This window comes from Streptomyces sp. Go-475 (genome assembly GCF_003330845.1).
Taxonomy (GTDB): domain Bacteria; phylum Actinomycetota; class Actinomycetes; order Streptomycetales; family Streptomycetaceae; genus Streptomyces.
In genome coordinates, this window is the sequence record NZ_CP026121.1 from 3,992,851 (window position 1) to 4,012,490 (window position 19,640).

Sequence of the window (19,640 nt, forward strand, 5' to 3'; positions counted from 1 at the left end):
ATCATTGTCGGCGAGAATGAGGCCGGACCTCTGCACGACCGCAGAGGATGCGGAACTACCCAACAGGGGCGGTGACTTACATGCTCTTTGCGGCCGATAAGGGAGACATCAACACCATCATCGGCGGGATCGCTCCGGACTGGGGCCCCTTCGGCAGCCTGGGCAACGAGGCCAAGGTGATGATCGAGGTCGTGATGGCGGTGGCCATCCTGATCTGCCTCGGCATCGCCATCTGGGGCGCCGCCAAGCAGCGCATCGGTGCCACGGCCCTCCGCGACACCTTCAGCGCGGAACAGGGCAAAGGCCTCATCATCGCCGGCCTCACCGGAGTCTTCATCATCGGCTCCCTCGGCACGCTCTTCACCATCGTGTACGGCATGGCCGTGTAGCCCGGGCACCCCCGCCCGGCCGGGCACGCCCGGCTCCCTCCCCCCTCTCCATCCCACCCGCCCGTCGTGCCCACCGGCTGAGGTTGCGTTTCCCTGATGTCGAGTCACCACACCGCGCCCGCGCGGGAACCAGCACGGCTACCGTCGTACGAGAAGTACGACCGGTACGAAGTGTTTCCGCACGACGTCGAGGGGGCGTACGCGGCATGAGTCTCGGTGACGAGCGCGAGGCCTCCGGCGGCTACGGCGGCACGGGCCAGACCCGCACCCGCCTGCCCGACGCAGGCTCCGACCCCTACGGCACCCCACGCCGCGGCCCGCGCTCCTCGTCCCGCAGCCTGGTCACGGTGGTCGGCGTGGTCGTCCTCCTGATCGCAGCAATCGCCTTCGCGAACCGGGGGGACGACCCGTCGTCTTCCACGGACGGCTCGGCGGCCAAGCCGGGGGCTACGGCGACGGCGCCCTCCGGGAAGCGACCGGTGGGGGCGAAGACGGACGGGATTCCCACGGGCTACTCCCAGGACGAGCAGGGGGCCCAGTCCGCAGCCACCAATTACGGCATCGCGCTCGGGTCGGCCGACATGTACAACACGGAGAAGCGGCACGCGATCGTCAACACGGTGTACGCGCCCGATGTCGCAGCGGCCCAGCTGCCGGCGTTCGACCAGGCCTACTCCCGGCAGAGCTTCCTCGAGAAGATCGGCCTGAACAAGGACGGCGCCGCGCCGAGCGGTCAGACCTTCGTCTCCCGCGTCATCCCGGTCGGCACCAAGGTCACGTCCTTCGGCGGCAGCACCGCCTCGGTCGCGCTCTGGTACACGTCCCTCTTCGGCCTGTCGGGCGAGGGCTCCACGAACCCCGTGACCGAGAGCTGGTACACGACGACCTACCAGTTGAAGTGGGTCGACGGTGACTGGAAGGTCACCGACTTCACCCAGGAGGACGGCCCCGTCCCGGTCGGACGCGACCAAAAGGCCTCCACCGCAGAGGACATGACCAAGGCTGTCGAGGAGTACGGAGGGTTCACCTATGCCCGGTAAGCGCCGCGTACTCAAGCTCGCCGCAGTGGTCACGGCCGTGCAGACGGCCACGGTCCTGCTGGCCACCCGTGCCTTCGCCGCCCCCACTCCCTCTCCCTCGCCCAGCAACAACGCGTGCGACCTGCTCAGGGGCGAGGCCCGGGACATCTGCGAAGGCGACACCGGCCGCGGCGGCGGAGGCGGCGCCGACCGCCTCGACCCCACCTCCACCCTCGACCCCCTCTCCTCCCTCGCCAAGGGCTGTGCCGACGCCGCCTCCTGGACCGTCGACAAGCTCAGCGAGGCCGTGAAGGAGACCGCCAACGTCGACTTCACCAACCCCAAGTTCCTCCAGCAGTACGCGGTCGTCTTCGCCGCGTCGACGATCCTCACGCTCCTCCTCTGGCTCCTGGCCGTAGCCAAGCGAGCCGTCCGCGGCGTCCCCCTCACCACCGCCCTGTCCGAAGCCATCGGCTTCCTCTGGCTGACCGTCCTCGCCTCCGCCTTCACCCCCCTGATCCTCTACACCGTCGTGTCGGCCACCGACGGCATCACCGAGGTCCTCGCCAAAGCCACCGGCGACCAGACCGACGCCTTCTTCGGCACGTTCTCCGAGGCCCTCAAGAAGGGCGAGGACATCGGCGGCGGCCCCATCATGCTGATCGTCGTCTCCCTGGTCAGCATCCTCGCCGCCGGCGTGCTGTGGCTGGAGCTCGTCATCCGCGCCGCCCTGCTCTACGTCGGCGCCCTCCTCGGCACCGTCGTCTACGCCGGCCTCGTCGACAAGAACCTCTGGGGCCACGTCCGCCGCTGGGCCGGCATCATGATCGCGGTCATCCTCGTGAAGCCCGTGATCGTCATCGTCCTCGGCCTCGCCGGCGCGCTCTCCGCCGACGACGGCCCGGACGCCTTCTCCGCCGTCGTCTCCGGCCTCGCCATCATCCTGCTCGCCATCTTCGCCAGCGCGATGATCTACCGCTTCGTCCCCGGCTTCGGCGACGAGATCGCCGGCTCCCGCAACAACCGCATCATGCGGGGCGCCGAGAGCAAGGCCGCGGCCGTCATCAGCTCCCCCGCGTCCCTGGTCGCCCAGGGCATCAAGACCCACAGCACCCGCGCCGACCACAACGGCGGAGGCAGCCAGTCCTCCGCCCCCCGCCCCAGCAACCCCGCCTCCGGCGGAGTCGCCGCGCACAGCACGCGCCCCTCGAACGGCGGCGGCGGATCTGTCCCCTCCGCCGCACCCGCCCCCCGTTCGAGCAGCCCCGTCAACACTCCCCACGCCAGCAACACCCGCAACAGCAGTACCAATCGCACGGGAGGTGAAGGGCGTTGACGACCGAGTCCCACGTGTCCCATCCGGTCACGCCCCGCCGGACATATCTGATCGGCCGCGCCCGGCCGAACGCGATCATCGGCCGCAACCGCGAGACCGGCGAGATCGCCCTGATCGTCGTGGGCGCGTTCCTCGGCATGATGTGCGGGCTCCTCGTCCCGGTGCTGTCCCTGCGCATCGTGCTGCTCGCCGGGTTCCCGATGCTGGCGCTGGCCGCGGTGTACGTGCCGTACAAGCACCGCACGTTCTACAAGTGGTTCGAGATCAACCGCAGCTACAAGCGCACCCTCAAGCAGGGCGCCACCTACCGCTCCGCCGCCGTCGAGGCCGGCACCCGGCTCGACGGCCGCGAGGTCGAGGTCGGCCCGCCCCCCGGCATCGGCCGCATCACCTGGCTGTCCGCCCCCTTCGGCCCGGACGAGATCGCCGTGCTCCTGCACGCCGACCGCAAGACCGTCACGGCCGCCATCGAGATCGAGGGCCCCGGCGTCGGCCTGCGCGACAGCGAGGACCAGGAGGCCCTGGTCGACCGCTTCGGCACGCTGCTCAAGCACGTGGCCAACGGCGACGGTTTCGTCACCCGCCTGCAGATGCTCGCCCGCACCCTCCCCGCCGACCCGGACGCCCACGCCAAGGACGTCGCCGTCCGCGGCGACGACAAGGCCCTGCCCTGGCTGCAGGAGTCCTACGACCAGCTCCAGTCGATGGTGTCGACCAGCAGCGAGCAGCACCGCGCCTACCTCGTCGCCTGCATGCACTACACCCGCGACCTCGCCGCCGAGGCCAACGCCATGGCCCGGGCCGCCCGCGCCCACGGCGGCAAGGTCGACCGGGACGCCGGACTCGCCGTCGTCATGGCCCGCGAGCTCACCGACATCTGCTCGCGCCTGCAGGAGGCCGACATCCGCGTCCGCCAGCCCCTCGGCCAGAGCCGGCTGTCGTCGCTGATCCACTCCATGTACGACCCGGACCACCCGATCGACCACATCCAGGCGATGACGAAACGCAACGCCTGGCCGGCCGAGCTGGACGCCATGGAGCCCACCTACCTCCAGGCCAAGACCCGCGAGTCCTCCACCCGCGCCCCCTGGTGCCACGCCACGGCCTGGGTGAAGGAGTGGCCGATGACCCCCGTCGGCGTCAACTTCCTCGCCCCGCTGCTCGTCCACACCCCGGACGTCATCCGCACGGTCGCCGTCACCATGGACCTCGAACCCACCGAGGTCGCCATCGAGCGCATGCTCACGGAGAAGACCAACGACGAGGCCGAGGCGTCCCGCGCCGCCAAGATGAACCGCACGGTCGACCCGCGCGACGTGGCCGCGAACTCCCGGCTCGACCAGCGCGGCGAGGACCTCGCCAGCGGCGCCGCCGGCGTCAACCTCGTCGGCTACATCACCGTCAGCTCCCGCTCCCCCGACGCCCTCGCCCGCGACAAGCGCACGATAAGGGCCTCGGCCGGAAAGTCGTACCTCAAGCTGGAATGGTGCGACCGCGAGCACCACCGCGCCTTCGTGAACACCCTTCCCTTCGCCACCGGCATCCGGAGGTAGGACCTGATGCGGGATCCGCTGTCCGTCCTCACCGAGGCCTTCACGTCCTTCCTCTTCGGGAAGGTCGAGACGACCCGGCTCCCGGTGCGCACGTCCACGGGCCAGGCCCAGGCGGTCTACCTGCCGACCGCCGCCCCCGGCCTCGGCGACTCGGGCGTCATCATCGGCCGCGAGGTGTACTCCGGAAAGGGCTACATCTACGACCCCTTCCAGCTCTACGGCCAGCAGCTCCCCGCCCCCCACTGGCTGGTCCTCGGCGAGTCCGGCAACGGCAAGTCGGCGCTGGAGAAGACGTACGTCCTGCGCCAGCTCCGCTTCAAGGACCGCCAGGTCGTCGTCCTGGACGCGCAGGGCGAGGACGGCGTCGGCGAGTGGAACCTCATCGCGCAGGAGCTGGGGATAACTCCCATCCGCCTGGACCCGATGGCCGCCCTGGACATGGGGATCCGCCTCAACCCGCTCGACCCCGCGATCACGACGACGGGCCAGCTCGCGCTGCTCCGCACGATCATCGAGGTCGCGATGGGCCACGGCCTGGACGAACGCTCCGGCTTCGCCCTCAAGGTCGCCCACGCCTACGTCAACGAGACGATCACCGACCGCCAGCCGGTCCTCTCCGACATCGTCGAGCAGCTGCGCCACCCCGAGCCCGAGTCGGCCGAGGCGATGAACGTCGCCATAGACGACGTACGGGCCTGGGGCCTCGACGTCGCCCTGGTCCTGGACCGCCTGGTCGACGGTGACCTGCGCGGCATGTTCGACGGCCCGACCACGGTCGGCATCGACCTCGACGCCCCGCTGATCGTCTTCGACCTCTCCCACATCGACCGCAACTCCATCGCCATGCCCATCCTCATGGCGATCGTCGGCGTCTGGCTGGAGCACACCTGGATCCGCCCCGACCGGAAGAAGCGCATCTTCCTGGTCGAGGAGGCCTGGCACATCATCAACAGCCCCTTCGTGGCGCAGCTCTTCCAGCGCCTGCTGAAGTTCGGCCGACGCCTGGGCCTGTCGTTCGTGGCGGTGGTCCACCACTTGTCCGACGTCGTCGACGGCGCGGCGGCAAAAGAAGCCGCGGCGATCCTGAAGATGGCCTCGACCAGGACGATCTACGCCCAGAAGGCCGACGAGGCGAGGGCCACGGGCCGGGTCCTCGGCCTCCCCCGCTGGGCGGTCGAGATCATCCCGACCCTCACCCCCGGCATCGCCGTCTGGGACGTCAACGGCAACGTCCAGGTCGTCAAACACCTGGTCACGGAGACCGAACGCCCGCTGGTCTTCACCGACCGCGCGATGACCGAGTCCTCCGCCGACCTCCCGGACGACGCCCTGCACGCCGCCGAGATCGAGGCGGAGGAGAGGGCAGCGGCCTTCGTGGAGCACCACATGGGCGACTCCGAATCGACGGTGGCGTAGGCGCAGGGGAGGAACGCGTGAGACCGGACGACCGCCGCACCCAGCGGGACGGCCAGGGAGGCATCCCCGACGGCCTGCTGGTCGGCATACTCGCGTTCCTCCTCGGCATGACCCTGCTGGTGTGGACGGCCACGGGCCTCGCCGCCTGGTTCGCCCACGGCGCCTGGCCGTCCGGCGTCACCTTCACCCGCACGCCCCTCGCCATGCGCGGCCTCATCGCCGAGCCCCACGACATCCCCGGCGCCTGGCCCGACACACCCCCCGGCCAGCTCTCCGGCTACGGCCTGTTCTGGGGCCTGTTCATCGGCCAGCTGATGGTCCTGTTCGTCCTGACGGTATTCGTCCTCGGCACGGTGGCCCGCTGGCGCGCAGGCCGAGCCCGGCGCCGAGCGGAGAAGGCGACGGCGGCGGCACGGCCGGCACGCACGGCACCGGGCACGGGCGGCACGGCGTACGAGGCGGGAGCGCCGGGCCACCTTGAAGGGCCGGCGGCGGCCCAGCCGGGGGGACACCCACCGGCCCAGCACCCGGCGCCGGCACAGGCACAGCACGGCGTACCGACGCCGGTTCAGCACCCCACACCGGCACCGGCACAGCACGGGGCACCACCCCCGGCGCAGCACGGCGCACCGACGTCGGCCCAGTCCGCCACACCGGCACCGGCACCCGCACCGGCCCAACACGGCACCCCCGCGTCAACGCAGCCCACCGCCCCCACGTCACCGCAGCCCGACGTCCCCACCCCCCGCCGCGCGACGGCCCCCGAACCACCGCACCCCACGGCAACCCCGTCCCCGCCCCCGGCGGCCATCCCCACCACCCCGGCTTCTCTGTTCGGCCAGGAACGGGTGGGCGGGTGGGAAAAAATCCACGTAGCCCCCAGGGAAACCCGCCAGACCACCGCCACCCAAGCGGTACGCGACGCGGAAGGCCCCGCCCTCGTCGTCACCTCCAACCCCACCCTCTGGCTGGAGACCAAAGATGCCCGGGGAAAACTGGGCCCCACCCACCTCTACGACCCCACCCACCTCTGCGACACCCCGTCCCGCCTCCACTGGTCCCCCACCACCGGTTGCGAGGACAGGGAAACGGCGACAGCGAGAGCCACGGCCCTCCTCACCCCCGTACGCCCCACCGCCAAACTCGACCAGGCGGTCACCGACACGGCCACCACCCTCCTGCGGAGCTACCTGCACGCCGCCGCCATCGACGGCCGCACCATCCGCCACGTCCACCGCTGGTCCCAGGGCACCCAGATCCAGGACGCCGTACGCATCCTCCGCACCAACCCCAAGGCCGCCCCCGGCTCCGCGGGCGAAATCGAAGGCGCCCTCACGGCCCACCCGGAACGCCGCGACATGGCCCAGCAGCTGACCACCCGCGCCCTCGCGGCCCTCTCCACGGTCAACATCCGCAACGCGTGCACTCCCCACCGAAGTGATGCCCTCGCCTTGGATTCCTTCGTCCACGAAGGGGGCACGCTTTATGTGGTCGGTGAATCCATCGAGGACCCCAGGACCAGTCCGGGCGCGATGCCCTTCCTGACGGCCCTCGTCTCCAGCGTGGTCGAGCGCGGCCGGCGCATGGCCGAACGGTCATCCTCCGGTCGCCTCGACCCACCACTGACCCTCGTCCTGGACGACGTCGCGGCCGTGGCCCCGCTTCCTCAGCTCCCGGAGCTGCTGGCCACCGGAGCGGACCGGGGCATGCCGACCCTGGCCCTGCTCCGGTCCCGCGAACAGGGCCGCGCCCGCTGGCCGCACGACGAACTACCCGTCTGAGCAGGACGAACTACTCGTCTGAGCAAGACGAACTACCCGTCTGAGCAAGACGGACTACCCGTCTGAAAAGGGCACCCCCACAGCGCTCCGCTCAAGCACGAACTCCAACTCCAGCTCCCCCGCATCCCCGAGCGGCACGGTCGCCCCACTCGGCAAGAACCCCACCCGCCGATAGAACCGCTGCGCCCGCCCGTTCTCCTCGTGCACGAAGAGCCGCACCCGCTCAAGACCCCGCCCCCACGCCCACTCGAGCGCGGCATCGAACAGCACCTCGGTCAGCCCGCTCCCGCGCTCCTCCGGCCGTACGAACACGCCGACGACATGCCCCTGCTTCCGCTCCACCGGAAACCCGGCCCAGTCGGTCGTCCCCGGCTCCTCCACGAGCACGGTCACCGTCGCCACCCACCGCCCGTCCGGCCCCTCGGCGATGATCTGCTGCCGCGCGTCCGCCCCCTCGGCGGCACCGGCCGTCCGCTCCTGCCAGAAGGAGTCCGGCCTCGCCACGGCCTCCTCGTACGTCTCCAGGAAGGCCAGGTGCGCCACCGGATCCCGCAGCGCCGCGAGCCGCAACTCCTTCACGGCGGCCCACTCATCAGCACGGACGGACCGGATCACATAGCTCATGCGGGCCACGGTAGTACCCGGGTACGACGCCCCTCACCCCGATTACCCCGCCGGTCCGACGCCCGCCGCCCCCGCACGCACGAGCATCGAAGCATGCTGACCGCACACGAACTGACCAAACGCTACGGCGACCGGACGGTCGTCACGGACCTGTCCTTCACGGTCCGCCCCGGCACGGTCACCGGCTTCCTCGGCCCGAACGGCGCCGGCAAGTCCACGACCATGCGCATGCTCCTCGGCCTCGACGCCCCCACCCGCGGCCACGCGACCGTGGGCGGACGCTCCTACGCCGCCCACCCGGCACCCCTCACCGAGGTCGGCGCCCTGCTGGAGGCCCGCTCGGTCCACCCCGGCCGCACCGCCTACCACCACCTGCGCGCCCTCGCCCACACCCACGGCATTCCCCGCGCCCGCGTCGAGCAGGTCCTCGGCCTCACCGGCCTGACCGACGTGGCCCACCGCCGCGTCAAGGGCTTCTCCCTCGGCATGGGACAGCGCCTCGGCATCGCCGCGGCCCTCCTCGGCGACCCGGCGGTGCTCATCCTCGACGAGCCGGTCAACGGCCTCGACCCGGAGGGCGTCCTGTGGATCCGCAACCTGCTCAAGTCCCTCGCCGCGGAGGGCCGTACGGTCTTCGTCTCCTCGCACCTGATGAGCGAGACGGCCCTCACCGCCGAGCACCTGGTCATCATCGGCCGCGGCCGCCTCCTCGCCGACACCACGGTCGCCGACTTCGTCCGCGACTCCGGCGCCGGCACCACCAAGGTCGTCACCCCGCGCGCCCCCGACCTCGTACGCGTCCTCACCGCCCCCGGCGTCGACATCACCACCGACACCCCCGGCACCCTCCAGGTCCGCGGCGCGGACGCCGAACACATCGGCCGCACGGCAGCCGCCCACGGCATCCCCCTCTACGAACTCACCCCCAACGCCGCCTCCCTGGAGGAGGCCTTCATGGACCTCACCCGCGACGCCGTGGAGTACCCGGCGACCCTTGAAGGAGCAGCGGCATGACCACGGCGACCCTCCCCTACCGCGTGACCCCGGCCCGCGTCCTGCGCTCCGAGTGGCACAAGTTCCGGACCCTGCGCTCCACCTGGATCACCCTCGCCGTCACGAGCCTCCTGACGGCCGCCATGGGCGCGGGCCTCGGCGCCGCCTACGACGGTTCCGGCGAAGGCGGCATGGACACCGTCATGTTCGTCCTCCTCGGCACCCAGTTCGCCACGATCAACCTGGGCGTGCTGGGCATCCTGGCCACCGCCGGCGAGTACTCCACCGGCCAGATCCGCGCCACGATGACCGCCGTCCCGCGCCGCCTGCCCGTCCTGTGGTCCAAGGCCGCCGTCCTGACCGCGACCGCCCTCCCCCTCACCCTGGCGACGAACCTCCTGACGTTCCCCCTCGCCCAGTCCTTCCTCACCGGCACCGACCTGTCCGCCTCCCTCGGCGACCCCGGCGTCCTGCGCGCCCTCGCGGGCAACGCGGCCGGCCTCACCCTCCTCGCCGTCCTCGCCCTCGCCATCGGCGCCCTGCTCCGCTCCGTCCCGATGGCCATCGGCGCCTTCATCGGCCTGATCATGATCCTCCCGGAGGTCCTGGCGATGCTCCCGTACGACGCCGTGGACAACGCCGTCCGCTACTTCCCGGGCAAGGCCCTGGAGTCCCTCACCACAGCCCAGCCCATGCCCGGCACGGCCTCCCCGGGCGCCGCCCTGCTCGCCATGTTCCTGTGGACGGCGACGACCCTGGCCCTGGCCGCCTGGGCCCTGCGCCGCCGAGACGTCTGACACCCGGCCCCGGAAACCCTCACCATGGACCCCGTGACGACGGAAGACCGGGCGCCGGAGCCCCTCACCGAGTACGCCCACCGCCTCACCCGCCGGGTGCGCGCCTTCGACCACCGCCATCCGCTGCTGTGGGACCTGCACTTCACCGGCTTCTGGGTGACGGCCGCCCTGATCGACTACGTCGGCGGCGGCTGGAAGCACAACGCCCACAGCGTGGACGTCCCCGGTGGACTCCTCCTGGCTCTGAGCCTCGGCCTCTCGCTCCCCCTGCTCCGCCGCCGCACCCACCCGGGGGCCGCCCTCGCCGCGACGGTCCCCTTCGCCCTGGTCAACGCCTGGACCGGTGCCGCCCTCCAAGCGGCCCTGCTCCAACTGGTCCTCGTGTACCACCTGGCGCTGCGCCGCGCCCTGCGCAACCTGTGGTGGGCGACGGCCCTGGTGATCGCCCCGGTCCTCGTATCCGTCGTCCGCCACGGCGAAGGCAGCTGGGACCAGCAGATCGGCTCCCAGCTGATGTCCATCACGGTGTCCGCCCTCATCGGCGTCACGGTCCGCACCCGCCGCAACTACACCGAGGCCCTGGAGGACCGCGCCCGCCGCCTGGAGCGGGAACGCGACCAGCAGGCCCAGCTCGCCACCGCCGCCGAACGCGCCCGCATCGCCCGCGAGATGCACGACATCATCGGCCACAACCTCTCCGTCATCACGGGCCTCGCCGACGGCGGCCGATACGCGGCCGCCAAGTCCCCGGAACGCGCCGCCCAGGCCCTCGACGCCATCGCCACCACCAGCCGCCAGGCCCTCACCGAACTCCGCCGCCTCCTCGACGTCCTCGGCGAGGAGGAGAAACAACAGGCGGACCTGACCCCCCAACCCGGCCTCACGGACCTCGACCAGCTCCTCGACGGCGTCCGCTCCGCAGGCCTCCCCGTCCGCACCACCACGCACGGCAGCCCCACCCTTCCCATCGGCCGCCAGCTCACGGTCTACCGCGTCATTCAGGAAGCCCTCACCAACACCCTGAAACACGGCGGTCCCGACGCCACCGCGGACATAGAGCTGTCCTACGAGGAAAAGGGCGCGGTCACCGTCACGATCACGGACACCGGCAACGGCGGCCGCCCCCAGAACCTCGCGGGCGGTCGCGGACTACCGGGAATGCGCGAGCGAACCGCCCTCTACGGCGGCACACTTGAGGCCGGCCCTCGCCCCCACCCGGAACAGGGCTGGCGCGTCCGCCTACACCTCCCGGAGGAAACCCCGCAGTGACCACGGTCCTCATCGCCGACGACCAGCCCCTGCAGCGCTTCGGCTCCCGCATGCTCCTGGAGAGCCAGGACGACATGACGGTCGTCGGCGAGGCGGCGAACGGCAGCGAAGCCGTCCGCATGGCGGCCGAGCTCCACCCCGATGTCGTCCTCATGGACATCCGCATGCCCGGCCTGGACGGCATCGAGGCGACCCGCCGCATCACCGCCGCGGGCGACCGCACCCGCATCCTGATCGTCACCACGTTCGACCTGGACGAGTACGCCTACGCCGGCCTCCGCGCGGGCGCCTCCGGCTTCCTGGTCAAGGACGCCCAGCCCGAGGAACTCCTGGCGGGCATCCGCGCGGTCGCCACCGGTGACGCGGTCGTCGCCCCGAGCCTGACCCGCCGCCTCCTCGACGCCTACGTCCACCACCTGCCGACCGACCCCTCGGCGGAGACGGATCAGGAAGACCCCCGCCTCTCCTCCCTCACCGACCGGGAGCGCGAAATCCTGACGGTCATCGGCAAGGGCTGGACGAACACGGAGATAGCCACGCGCCTCCATCTCGCCGAGTCGACGGTGAAGACCCATGTGGGTCGCATCCTCGCGAAAACGGGTTCCCGCGACCGCATTCAGGCGGTCATCCTGGCCTACGACACGAAGCTGGTCCAGCCGTCCTGAAACACAAAAAGGCCCACACCGTAAGGTGTGGGCCTTTTCAATAATTGTTCGGCGGCGTCCTACTCTCCCACAGGGTCCCCCCTGCAGTACCATCGGCGCTGTAAGGCTTAGCTTCCGGGTTCGGAATGTAACCGGGCGTTTCCCCTACGCTATAACCACCGAAACACTATGAAACTGTCAGCCGCACCACATGTGGCATGTGGGGCCGTTCGTGGTTTCAGAACCAACACAGTGGACGCGAGCAACTGAGGACAAGCCCTCGGCCTATTAGTACCGGTCAACTCCACACGTTACCGTGCTTCCATATCCGGCCTATCAACCCAGTCGTCTACTGGGAGCCTTACCCTCTCCAGGAGGTGGGAGTCCTCATCTCGAAGCAGGCTTCCCGCTTAGATGCTTTCAGCGGTTATCCCTCCCGAACGTAGCCAACCAGCCATGCCCTTGGCAGAACAACTGGCACACCAGAGGTTCGTCCGTCCCGGTCCTCTCGTACTAGGGACAGCCCTTCTCAAGACTCCTACGCGCACAGCGGATAGGGACCGAACTGTCTCACGACGTTCTAAACCCAGCTCGCGTACCGCTTTAATGGGCGAACAGCCCAACCCTTGGGACCGACTCCAGCCCCAGGATGCGACGAGCCGACATCGAGGTGCCAAACCATCCCGTCGATATGGACTCTTGGGGAAGATCAGCCTGTTATCCCCGGGGTACCTTTTATCCGTTGAGCGACGGCGCTTCCACAAGCCACCGCCGGATCACTAGTCCCGACTTTCGTCCCTGCTCGACCCGTCGGTCTCACAGTCAAGCTCCCTTGTGCACTTACACTCAACACCTGATTGCCAACCAGGCTGAGGGAACCTTTGGGCGCCTCCGTTACCCTTTAGGAGGCAACCGCCCCAGTTAAACTACCCATCAGACACTGTCCCTGATCCGGATCACGGACCCAGGTTAGACATCCAGCACGACCAGACTGGTATTTCAACGACGACTCCACACTAACTGGCGTTAGCGCTTCACAGTCTCCCAGCTATCCTACACAAGCCGAACCGAACACCAATATCAAACTGTAGTAAAGGTCCCGGGGTCTTTCCGTCCTGCTGCGCGAAACGAGCATCTTTACTCGTAGTGCAATTTCACCGGGCCTATGGTTGAGACAGTCGAGAAGTCGTTACGCCATTCGTGCAGGTCGGAACTTACCCGACAAGGAATTTCGCTACCTTAGGATGGTTATAGTTACCACCGCCGTTTACTGGCGCTTAAGTTCTCAGCTTCGCCCAGACGAATCTGAGCTAACCGGTCCCCTTAACGTTCCAGCACCGGGCAGGCGTCAGTCCGTATACATCGCCTTACGGCTTCGCACGGACCTGTGTTTTTAGTAAACAGTCGCTTCTCGCTGGTCTCTGCGGCCACCCCCAGCTCAGGGCGCAAAGCCCGTCACCGGATGTGGCCCCCCTTCTCCCGAAGTTACGGGGGCATTTTGCCGAGTTCCTTAACCATAGTTCACCCGAACGCCTCGGTATTCTCTACCTGACCACCTGAGTCGGTTTAGGGTACGGGCCGCCATGAAACTCGCTAGAGGCTTTTCTCGACAGCATAGGATCATCCACTTCACCACAATCGGCTCGGCATCAGGTCTCAGACTATTGCCAGGCGGATTTGCCTACCTGACGTCCTACACCCTTACCCCGGGACAACCACCGCCCGGGCTGGACTACCTTCCTGCGTCACCCCATCACTCACCTACTAACCGCTTGGTTCGGCGGCTCCACCACTCCGGATCACCCCGAAGGGATCACCGGCGGCTTCACGGCCTTAGCATCACGATGCTCGATGTTTGACGCTTCACAGCGGGTACCGGAATATCAACCGGTTATCCATCGACTACGCCTGTCGGCCTCGCCTTAGGTCCCGACTTACCCTGGGCAGATCAGCTTGACCCAGGAACCCTTAGTCAATCGGCGCACACGTTTCTCACGTGTGAATCGCTACTCATGCCTGCATTCTCACTCGTCAACCGTCCACAACTCGCTTACACGGCTGCTTCACCCGGCAGACGACGCTCCCCTACCCATCCATACACCCGTTGGGGCTGTTGTATGAATGACACGACTTCGGCGGTACGCTTGAGCCCCGCTACATTGTCGGCGCGGAATCACTAGACCAGTGAGCTATTACGCACTCTTTCAAGGGTGGCTGCTTCTAAGCCAACCTCCTGGTTGTCTCTGCGACTCCACATCCTTTCCCACTTAGCGTACGCTTAGGGGCCTTAGTCGATGCTCTGGGCTGTTTCCCTCTCGACCATGGAGCTTATCCCCCACAGTCTCACTGCCGCGCTCTCACTTACCGGCATTCGGAGTTTGGCTAAGGTCAGTAACCCGGTAGGGCCCATCGCCTATCCAGTGCTCTACCTCCGGCAAGAAACACACGACGCTGCACCTAAATGCATTTCGGGGAGAACCAGCTATCACGGAGTTTGATTGGCCTTTCACCCCTAACCACAGGTCATCCCCCAGGTTTTCAACCCTGGTGGGTTCGGTCCTCCACGAAGTCTTACCTCCGCTTCAACCTGCCCATGGCTAGATCACTCCGCTTCGGGTCTTGAGCGTGCTACTCCAACGCCCTATTCGGACTCGCTTTCGCTACGGCTTCCCCACACGGGTTAACCTCGCAACACACCGCAAACTCGCAGGCTCATTCTTCAAAAGGCACGCAGTCACGAGAACAAGGCAAGCCTTGTTCCGACGCTCCCACGGCTTGTAGGCACACGGTTTCAGGTACTATTTCACTCCCCTCCCGGGGTACTTTTCACCATTCCCTCACGGTACTATCCGCTATCGGTCACCAGGGAATATTTAGGCTTAGCGGGTGGTCCCGCCAGATTCACACGGGATTTCTCGGGCCCCGTGCTACTTGGGTGTCTCTCAAACGAGCCGCTGACGTTTCGACTACGGGGGTCTTACCCTCTACGCCGGACCTTTCGCATGTCCTTCGCCTACATCAACGGTTTCTGACTCGTCTCATGGCCGGCAGACCATGAAAGAGAGATCCCACAACCCCGTATACGCAACCCCTGCCGGGTCTCACACGCATACGGTTTGGCCTCATCCAGTTTCGCTCGCCACTACTCCCGGAATCACGGTTGTTTTCTCTTCCTGCGGGTACTGAGATGTTTCACTTCCCCGCGTTCCCTCCACACTGCCTATGTGTTCAGCAGCGGGTGACAGCCCATGACGACTGCCGGGTTTCCCCATTCGGACACCCCCGGATCAAAGCTCGGTTGACAGCTCCCCGGGGCCTATCGCGGCCTCCCACGTCCTTCATCGGTTCCTGGTGCCAAGGCATCCACCGTGCGCCCTTAAAAACTTGGCCACAGATGCTCGCGTCCACTGTGCAGTTCTCAAACAACGACCAGCCACCCATCACACACCAACTTCGTCAGTGCTTTACCGGGGCCGGCGCTGAGGAAAGTTCATTCCCTCAGACACCCAACAGCGTGCCCGACACCCTCGCCTCTCCCTCTTCCGTTCCACGCCGAAGCAGTACTAGGAAGACGAGCAGGTCAAGTGTGCCGAGTAGTCAACGTTCCACCCATGAGCAACCAGCATCAGACATTCGCTGATGTACTGGCCTCTGAACCAGGCAAGCCTGGCTTAGAAGTGCTCCTTAGAAAGGAGGTGATCCAGCCGCACCTTCCGGTACGGCTACCTTGTTACGACTTCGTCCCAATCGCCAGTCCCACCTTCGACAGCTCCCTCCCACAAGGGGTTGGGCCACCGGCTTCGGGTGTTACCGACTTTCGTGACGTGACGGGCGGTGTGTACAAGGCCCGGGAACGTATTCACCGCAGCAATGCTGATCTGCGATTACTAGCGACTCCGACTTCATGGGGTCGAGTTGCAGACCCCAATCCGAACTGAGACCGGCTTTTTGAGATTCGCTCCACCTCGCGGTATCGCAGCTCATTGTACCGGCCATTGTAGCACGTGTGCAGCCCAAGACATAAGGGGCATGATGACTTGACGTCGTCCCCACCTTCCTCCGAGTTGACCCCGGCGGTCTCCCGTGAGTCCCCAGCACCACAAGGGCCTGCTGGCAACACGGGACAAGGGTTGCGCTCGTTGCGGGACTTAACCCAACATCTCACGACACGAGCTGACGACAGCCATGCACCACCTGTACACCGACCACAAGGGGGACCCTGTCTCCAGGGTTTTCCGGTGTATGTCAAGCCTTGGTAAGGTTCTTCGCGTTGCGTCGAATTAAGCCACATGCTCCGCCGCTTGTGCGGGCCCCCGTCAATTCCTTTGAGTTTTAGCCTTGCGGCCGTACTCCCCAGGCGGGGCACTTAATGCGTTAGCTGCGGCACGGACAACGTGGAATGTTGCCCACACCTAGTGCCCACCGTTTACGGCGTGGACTACCAGGGTATCTAATCCTGTTCGCTCCCCACGCTTTCGCTCCTCAGCGTCAGTATCGGCCCAGAGATCCGCCTTCGCCACCGGTGTTCCTCCTGATATCTGCGCATTTCACCGCTACACCAGGAATTCCGATCTCCCCTACCGAACTCTAGCCTGCCCGTATCGACTGCAGACCCGGGGTTAAGCCCCGGGCTTTCACAACCGACGCGACAAGCCGCCTACGAGCTCTTTACGCCCAATAATTCCGGACAACGCTCGCGCCCTACGTATTACCGCGGCTGCTGGCACGTAGTTAGCCGGCGCTTCTTCTGCAGGTACCGTCACTTTCGCTTCTTCCCTGCTGAAAGAGGTTTACAACCCGAAGGCCGTCATCCCTCACGCGGCGTCGCTGCATCAGGCTTGCGCCCATTGTGCAATATTCCCCACTGCTGCCTCCCGTAGGAGTCTGGGCCGTGTCTCAGTCCCAGTGTGGCCGGTCGCCCTCTCAGGCCGGCTACCCGTCGTCGCCTTGGTGAGCCGTTACCTCACCAACAAGCTGATAGGCCGCGGGCTCATCCTGCACCGCCGGAGCTTTCCACCACCACAGATGCCTGTAGTGGTCAGTATCCGGTATTAGACCCCGTTTCCAGGGCTTGTCCCAGAGTGCAGGGCAGATTGCCCACGTGTTACTCACCCGTTCGCCACTAATCCCCACCGAAGTGGTTCATCGTTCGACTTGCATGTGTTAAGCACGCCGCCAGCGTTCGTCCTGAGCCAGGATCAAACTCTCCGTGAATGTGTACCGGTAATCCGGTCGACACCACGAGAGCGGAACAGTCAGGCGGAATAAGCCCGACCGTTCACAGCGTCCTCGCTGTGTTTTTTCAAAGGAACCTCGACCATCAGTGATCCGATGGACGGGGTATCAACATATCTGGCGTTGACTTTTGGCACGCTGTTGAGTTCTCAAGGAACGGTCGCTTCCTTTGTACTCACCCTCTCGGGCTTTCCTCCGGGCGCTTCCCTTCGGTCTTGCGTTTCCGACTCTATCAGATCTGTTCTCGATCCGATTTCCTCGGTGCTTTCCAGGTTCCCGCTTCCGCGTTTCCCTTTCCGGCGGTTCCGACTCTATCAGATCCTTTCGGGCCTGATTCCCAGTCAGTTGGGCTTGTCCTCGCGGCCCTTGGGCCGTTCCGACGTCTCCAACCTTAGCGCGGTCCCTCGGCGATTCCAAAATCGAAGCCAGTCGGAGTCGATCAGGTCGTCGAGTCCCAATTCGAATTGAATTCGGGCACGCCGAAATCAACCCCGTTGGGAGCGATCTTGCTAGTGGTTGGTGCCGCTCGTGCGGCGGAAGTGCTGTCGCAGAACCGTTACGTCTCCGCGGCAACCCGAAGAACTCTACGGATCAGCCAGAGGGCTGTCAAGTACCCGCTGTCAAGATCTTTTGCGTGGGCGTCAGTCCAGGTCGGAGAGGCGGCCGCCGGCGTCCGGCTGGGCGTGTTCCACCCGGCGCAGGAGCCGGGTGAGGACCTCGCCCAGCGTCGTGCGCTCCTCCGGGGACAGGTCCTGGAGCAGGTCTTCCTCGAAGACCGACGCCAGGCGCATCGCCTCCAGCCACTTCTCACGCCCCTCCGGTGTCAGCTCCACGATGACTCGAACGCGGTTGGACTCGTCTCGCTCACGGGTGACCAGTCCTTCGCCGACCATGCGGTCGATCCGGTGGGTCATCGCGGCCGGCGTCAGACCGAGGCGCTTGGCGAGGTCGCTGGGACCCAGTCGGTACGGGGCGCCGGAGAGGACGAGGGCCTTGAGGACTTCCCACTCGGCGTTGCTGATGTCCAGGGCCGCGGTCTGACGGCCGTAGGCGACGTTCATACGGCGGTTCAGGCGGGACAGGGCCGAGACGATCTGCTCGACCTGGGGGTCGAGGTCCTGGAACTCGCGCTGGTACGCGGCGATCTGCTCTTCGAGGGTCGGCTCGCTGGGGCCGGGGGTGTCGCCCATGGGCCGCAGTATGGCATGGCCGCTCTTTGCCTTGAAGTCCTTGAATGTGTACTCTTTAGCTTCTAAGTTTAGCTTCGAAGTCTTCACTCCTAACTTGTGAGAGAGGTGAACGTGACCAGGGCGATGGGCGCAGCGATGCGCCGGATCCACGTGGGCAACGCACTCAGCGCGTTCGGGCTCGGCTTCACGGTCCCGTATCTGTACGTCTATGTGGCGCAGGTGCGGGGGCTGGGAGCCATGACGGCGGGTCTCGTGCTCGCCGTCTTCGCTGTGGCCGCGCTGGTGGTGCTGCCGTTCGCCGGGCGGGCCATCGTCCGGCGTGGCCCGCTGCCGGTGCTGCTCGCCGCCCTGGTCGCCGCCGCTCTGGGTGCGTTGAGTCTGGGGATCGCGAGCAGTGCGGCGGCCGTGCTGGTGTCGGCTTCCCTGCTGGGGGCCGGGCAGGCCGTGATGCAGCCGGCGCTGGCGACGATGATCGTGGACTGCTCCAGCGCGGAGACGCGGTCCCGGGCCTTCGCCCTGCAGTTCTTCCTGCAGAACCTCGGGCTCGGGGTGGGTGGTCTCATCGGCGGCCATCTGGTCGACGCGTCCAGTGCCGCGTCCTTCACTCTGCTCTTCGCGATCGAGGCGGCGATGTTCCTGCTGCTGGTCGTGGTGATGACGACCGTGCGGATGCCGCACGCGCCGCGGATCGAGGGCGCCCCCGTGGCATCGGGGCGGGGCGGCTGGAAGCAGCTGATGGGCAACCGGGCCATGGTGCAGCTGTGTGTGCTGGGCTTCGTGCTGTTCTTCGCCTGCTACGGGCAGTTCGAGTCGGGGCTGAGCGCGTACGGGGTGGAGGCCGCCGGGATATCGACGTCCGCGCTGGGGACCGCGCTGGCCGCCAACACGTTGATGATCGTCGTCGCGCAGTTCGCCGTGCTGCGGTTCGTGGAGCGGCGTCGGCGGTCACGGGTGATCGCGGCCGTGGGGCTGATCTGGGCGGTGGCATGGGCCGTCGCCGGATACGCGGGGCTCGGGCACGGCAGCCAGGAGATGGCGACGGCCGCGTTCGTGTCGACGTACGCGCTGTTCGGGCTGGGCGAGGCGATGCTGTCGCCGACCGTGGCCCCGCTGGTCGCCGATCTGGCGCCGGAGGGGATGGCCGGGCAGTACAACTCCGCCTTCGCCCTGGTGAAGCAGCTCGCGCTGGCCGTCGGGCCGGCGGTGGGCGGGCCGCTGGGGGCCTCGCTGCACGCGCCGTACATCGTGGCGTTCCTGGTGTTCTCCCTGGGGATCACGGTGCTTGCCGTGCGGTTGGGGCGGCAGCTGACCGACGTGCAGGATCATCCGTGGCGGGCGAGGAGCCGGGTCGTGGCGCGGGGCGGCGCTCCCGTTTCCGCGGACGTCTGATCCTC

At 67.1% G+C, this 19,640-nt stretch carries 13 protein-coding genes and 3 rRNA genes; 11 read left to right on the forward strand and 5 right to left on the reverse strand.

Annotation, left to right across the window (positions count from 1 at the left end):
• Positions 1 to 80: 80 nt before the first annotated feature.
• From C1703_RS18410 to C1703_RS18435, 6 genes are all read left to right on the forward strand, one after another.
• Complete coding sequence (locus C1703_RS18410; RefSeq protein ID WP_004000049.1) at positions 81 to 389, forward strand: hypothetical protein; 309 nt, start codon at positions 81 to 83, stop codon at positions 387 to 389.
• Between the two features lie 206 nt (positions 390 to 595).
• Complete coding sequence (locus C1703_RS18415; protein WP_114253905.1) at positions 596 to 1,429, forward strand: hypothetical protein; 834 nt, start codon at positions 596 to 598, stop codon at positions 1,427 to 1,429.
• Entirely contained in the window at positions 1,419 to 2,744 is a 1,326-nt protein-coding gene (locus C1703_RS18420; protein WP_114253906.1) for a hypothetical protein, read from the forward strand. Before C1703_RS18415 ends, C1703_RS18420 begins: the two co-directional genes overlap by 11 nt.
• Positions 2,741 to 4,297: an SCO6880 family protein gene (locus C1703_RS18425; protein ID WP_114253907.1), complete on the forward strand. Its 1,557-nt coding sequence runs from the start codon at positions 2,741 to 2,743 to the stop codon at positions 4,295 to 4,297. Before C1703_RS18420 ends, C1703_RS18425 begins: the two co-directional genes overlap by 4 nt.
• 6 nt (positions 4,298 to 4,303) lie before the next feature.
• Entirely contained in the window at positions 4,304 to 5,713 is a 1,410-nt protein-coding gene (locus tag C1703_RS18430; protein WP_114253908.1) for an ATP-binding protein, read from the forward strand.
• Positions 5,714 to 5,730: 17 nt separating this feature from the next.
• Positions 5,731 to 7,494, forward strand: coding sequence for a TraM recognition domain-containing protein (locus C1703_RS18435; RefSeq protein ID WP_114253909.1), 1,764 nt, complete (start codon positions 5,731 to 5,733; stop codon positions 7,492 to 7,494).
• A gap of 54 nt (positions 7,495 to 7,548) precedes the next feature.
• Here the strand turns inward: C1703_RS18435 and C1703_RS18440 are convergent, their stop codons facing one another.
• Positions 7,549 to 8,118, reverse strand: coding sequence for a GNAT family N-acetyltransferase (locus tag C1703_RS18440; RefSeq protein WP_114253910.1), 570 nt, complete (start codon positions 8,116 to 8,118; stop codon positions 7,549 to 7,551).
• A gap of 93 nt (positions 8,119 to 8,211) precedes the next feature.
• Here C1703_RS18440 and C1703_RS18445 point away from each other — a divergent pair, with 93 nt between their 5' ends.
• Genes C1703_RS18445 through C1703_RS18460 form a run of 4 tightly spaced genes read left to right on the forward strand, consistent with a single transcriptional unit; the run spans position 8,212 to position 11,842 of the window.
• Positions 8,212 to 9,132 carry an ABC transporter ATP-binding protein gene (locus C1703_RS18445; protein WP_114253911.1) on the forward strand — a complete coding sequence of 307 codons (921 nt, stop codon included), beginning with the start codon at positions 8,212 to 8,214 and terminating at the stop codon, positions 9,130 to 9,132.
• A complete protein-coding gene (locus tag C1703_RS18450) occupies positions 9,129 to 9,908 on the forward strand; it encodes an ABC transporter permease (protein WP_114253912.1) in 780 nt (259 codons plus the stop codon). Before C1703_RS18445 ends, C1703_RS18450 begins: the two co-directional genes overlap by 4 nt.
• A gap of 24 nt (positions 9,909 to 9,932) precedes the next feature.
• On the forward strand, positions 9,933 to 11,177 hold the full coding sequence (locus C1703_RS18455; protein ID WP_114253913.1) for a histidine kinase: 1,245 nt from the start codon (positions 9,933 to 9,935) through the stop codon (positions 11,175 to 11,177).
• Positions 11,174 to 11,842, forward strand: coding sequence for a response regulator transcription factor (locus tag C1703_RS18460; protein WP_114253914.1), 669 nt, complete (start codon positions 11,174 to 11,176; stop codon positions 11,840 to 11,842). Before C1703_RS18455 ends, C1703_RS18460 begins: the two co-directional genes overlap by 4 nt.
• A gap of 46 nt (positions 11,843 to 11,888) precedes the next feature.
• Here C1703_RS18460 and rrf read toward each other — a convergent pair.
• The 4 genes from rrf to C1703_RS18485 all read right to left on the reverse strand — a co-directional run bounded on the left by rrf (position 11,889) and on the right by C1703_RS18485 (position 18,246).
• Positions 11,889 to 12,005 (reverse strand): 5S ribosomal RNA (rrf, locus tag C1703_RS18465).
• A gap of 84 nt (positions 12,006 to 12,089) precedes the next feature.
• A 23S ribosomal RNA gene (locus C1703_RS18470) occupies positions 12,090 to 15,211 on the reverse strand.
• A gap of 298 nt (positions 15,212 to 15,509) precedes the next feature.
• Positions 15,510 to 17,035, reverse strand: a 16S ribosomal RNA gene (locus tag C1703_RS18475).
• The 16S, 23S and 5S rRNA genes sit together here, the layout of an rRNA operon.
• A 662-nt stretch (positions 17,036 to 17,697) precedes the next feature.
• A complete protein-coding gene (locus C1703_RS18485) occupies positions 17,698 to 18,246 on the reverse strand; it encodes a MarR family transcriptional regulator (protein ID WP_114253916.1) in 549 nt (182 codons plus the stop codon).
• Positions 18,247 to 18,369: 123 nt separating this feature from the next.
• On the opposite strand from C1703_RS18485, the gene C1703_RS18490 reads away from it, so the two are divergent.
• A complete protein-coding gene (locus C1703_RS18490; protein WP_114253917.1) occupies positions 18,370 to 19,635 on the forward strand; it encodes an MFS transporter in 1,266 nt (421 codons plus the stop codon).
• The last annotated feature ends 5 nt before the right edge of the window (positions 19,636 to 19,640 follow it).

Bases quoted from the DNA above. Each gene is read 5' to 3' on its own strand.
- C1703_RS18410 (WP_004000049.1), top strand. From the start codon at position 81: ATGCTCTTTGCGGCCGATAAGGGAGACATCAACACCATCATCGGCGGG.
- C1703_RS18415 (WP_114253905.1), top strand. From the start codon at position 596: ATGAGTCTCGGTGACGAGCGCGAGGCCTCCGGCGGCTACGGCGGCACG.
- C1703_RS18420 (WP_114253906.1), top strand. From the start codon at position 1,419: ATGCCCGGTAAGCGCCGCGTACTCAAGCTCGCCGCAGTGGTCACGGCC.
- C1703_RS18430 (WP_114253908.1), top strand. From the start codon at position 4,304: ATGCGGGATCCGCTGTCCGTCCTCACCGAGGCCTTCACGTCCTTCCTC.
- C1703_RS18440 (WP_114253910.1), bottom strand. From the start codon at position 8,118: ATGAGCTATGTGATCCGGTCCGTCCGTGCTGATGAGTGGGCCGCCGTG.
- C1703_RS18445 (WP_114253911.1), top strand. From the start codon at position 8,212: ATGCTGACCGCACACGAACTGACCAAACGCTACGGCGACCGGACGGTC.
- C1703_RS18450 (WP_114253912.1), top strand. From the start codon at position 9,129: ATGACCACGGCGACCCTCCCCTACCGCGTGACCCCGGCCCGCGTCCTG.
- C1703_RS18455 (WP_114253913.1), top strand. From the start codon at position 9,933: ATGGACCCCGTGACGACGGAAGACCGGGCGCCGGAGCCCCTCACCGAG.
- C1703_RS18485 (WP_114253916.1), bottom strand. From the start codon at position 18,246: ATGGGCGACACCCCCGGCCCCAGCGAGCCGACCCTCGAAGAGCAGATC.
- C1703_RS18490 (WP_114253917.1), top strand. From the start codon at position 18,370: ATGGGCGCAGCGATGCGCCGGATCCACGTGGGCAACGCACTCAGCGCG.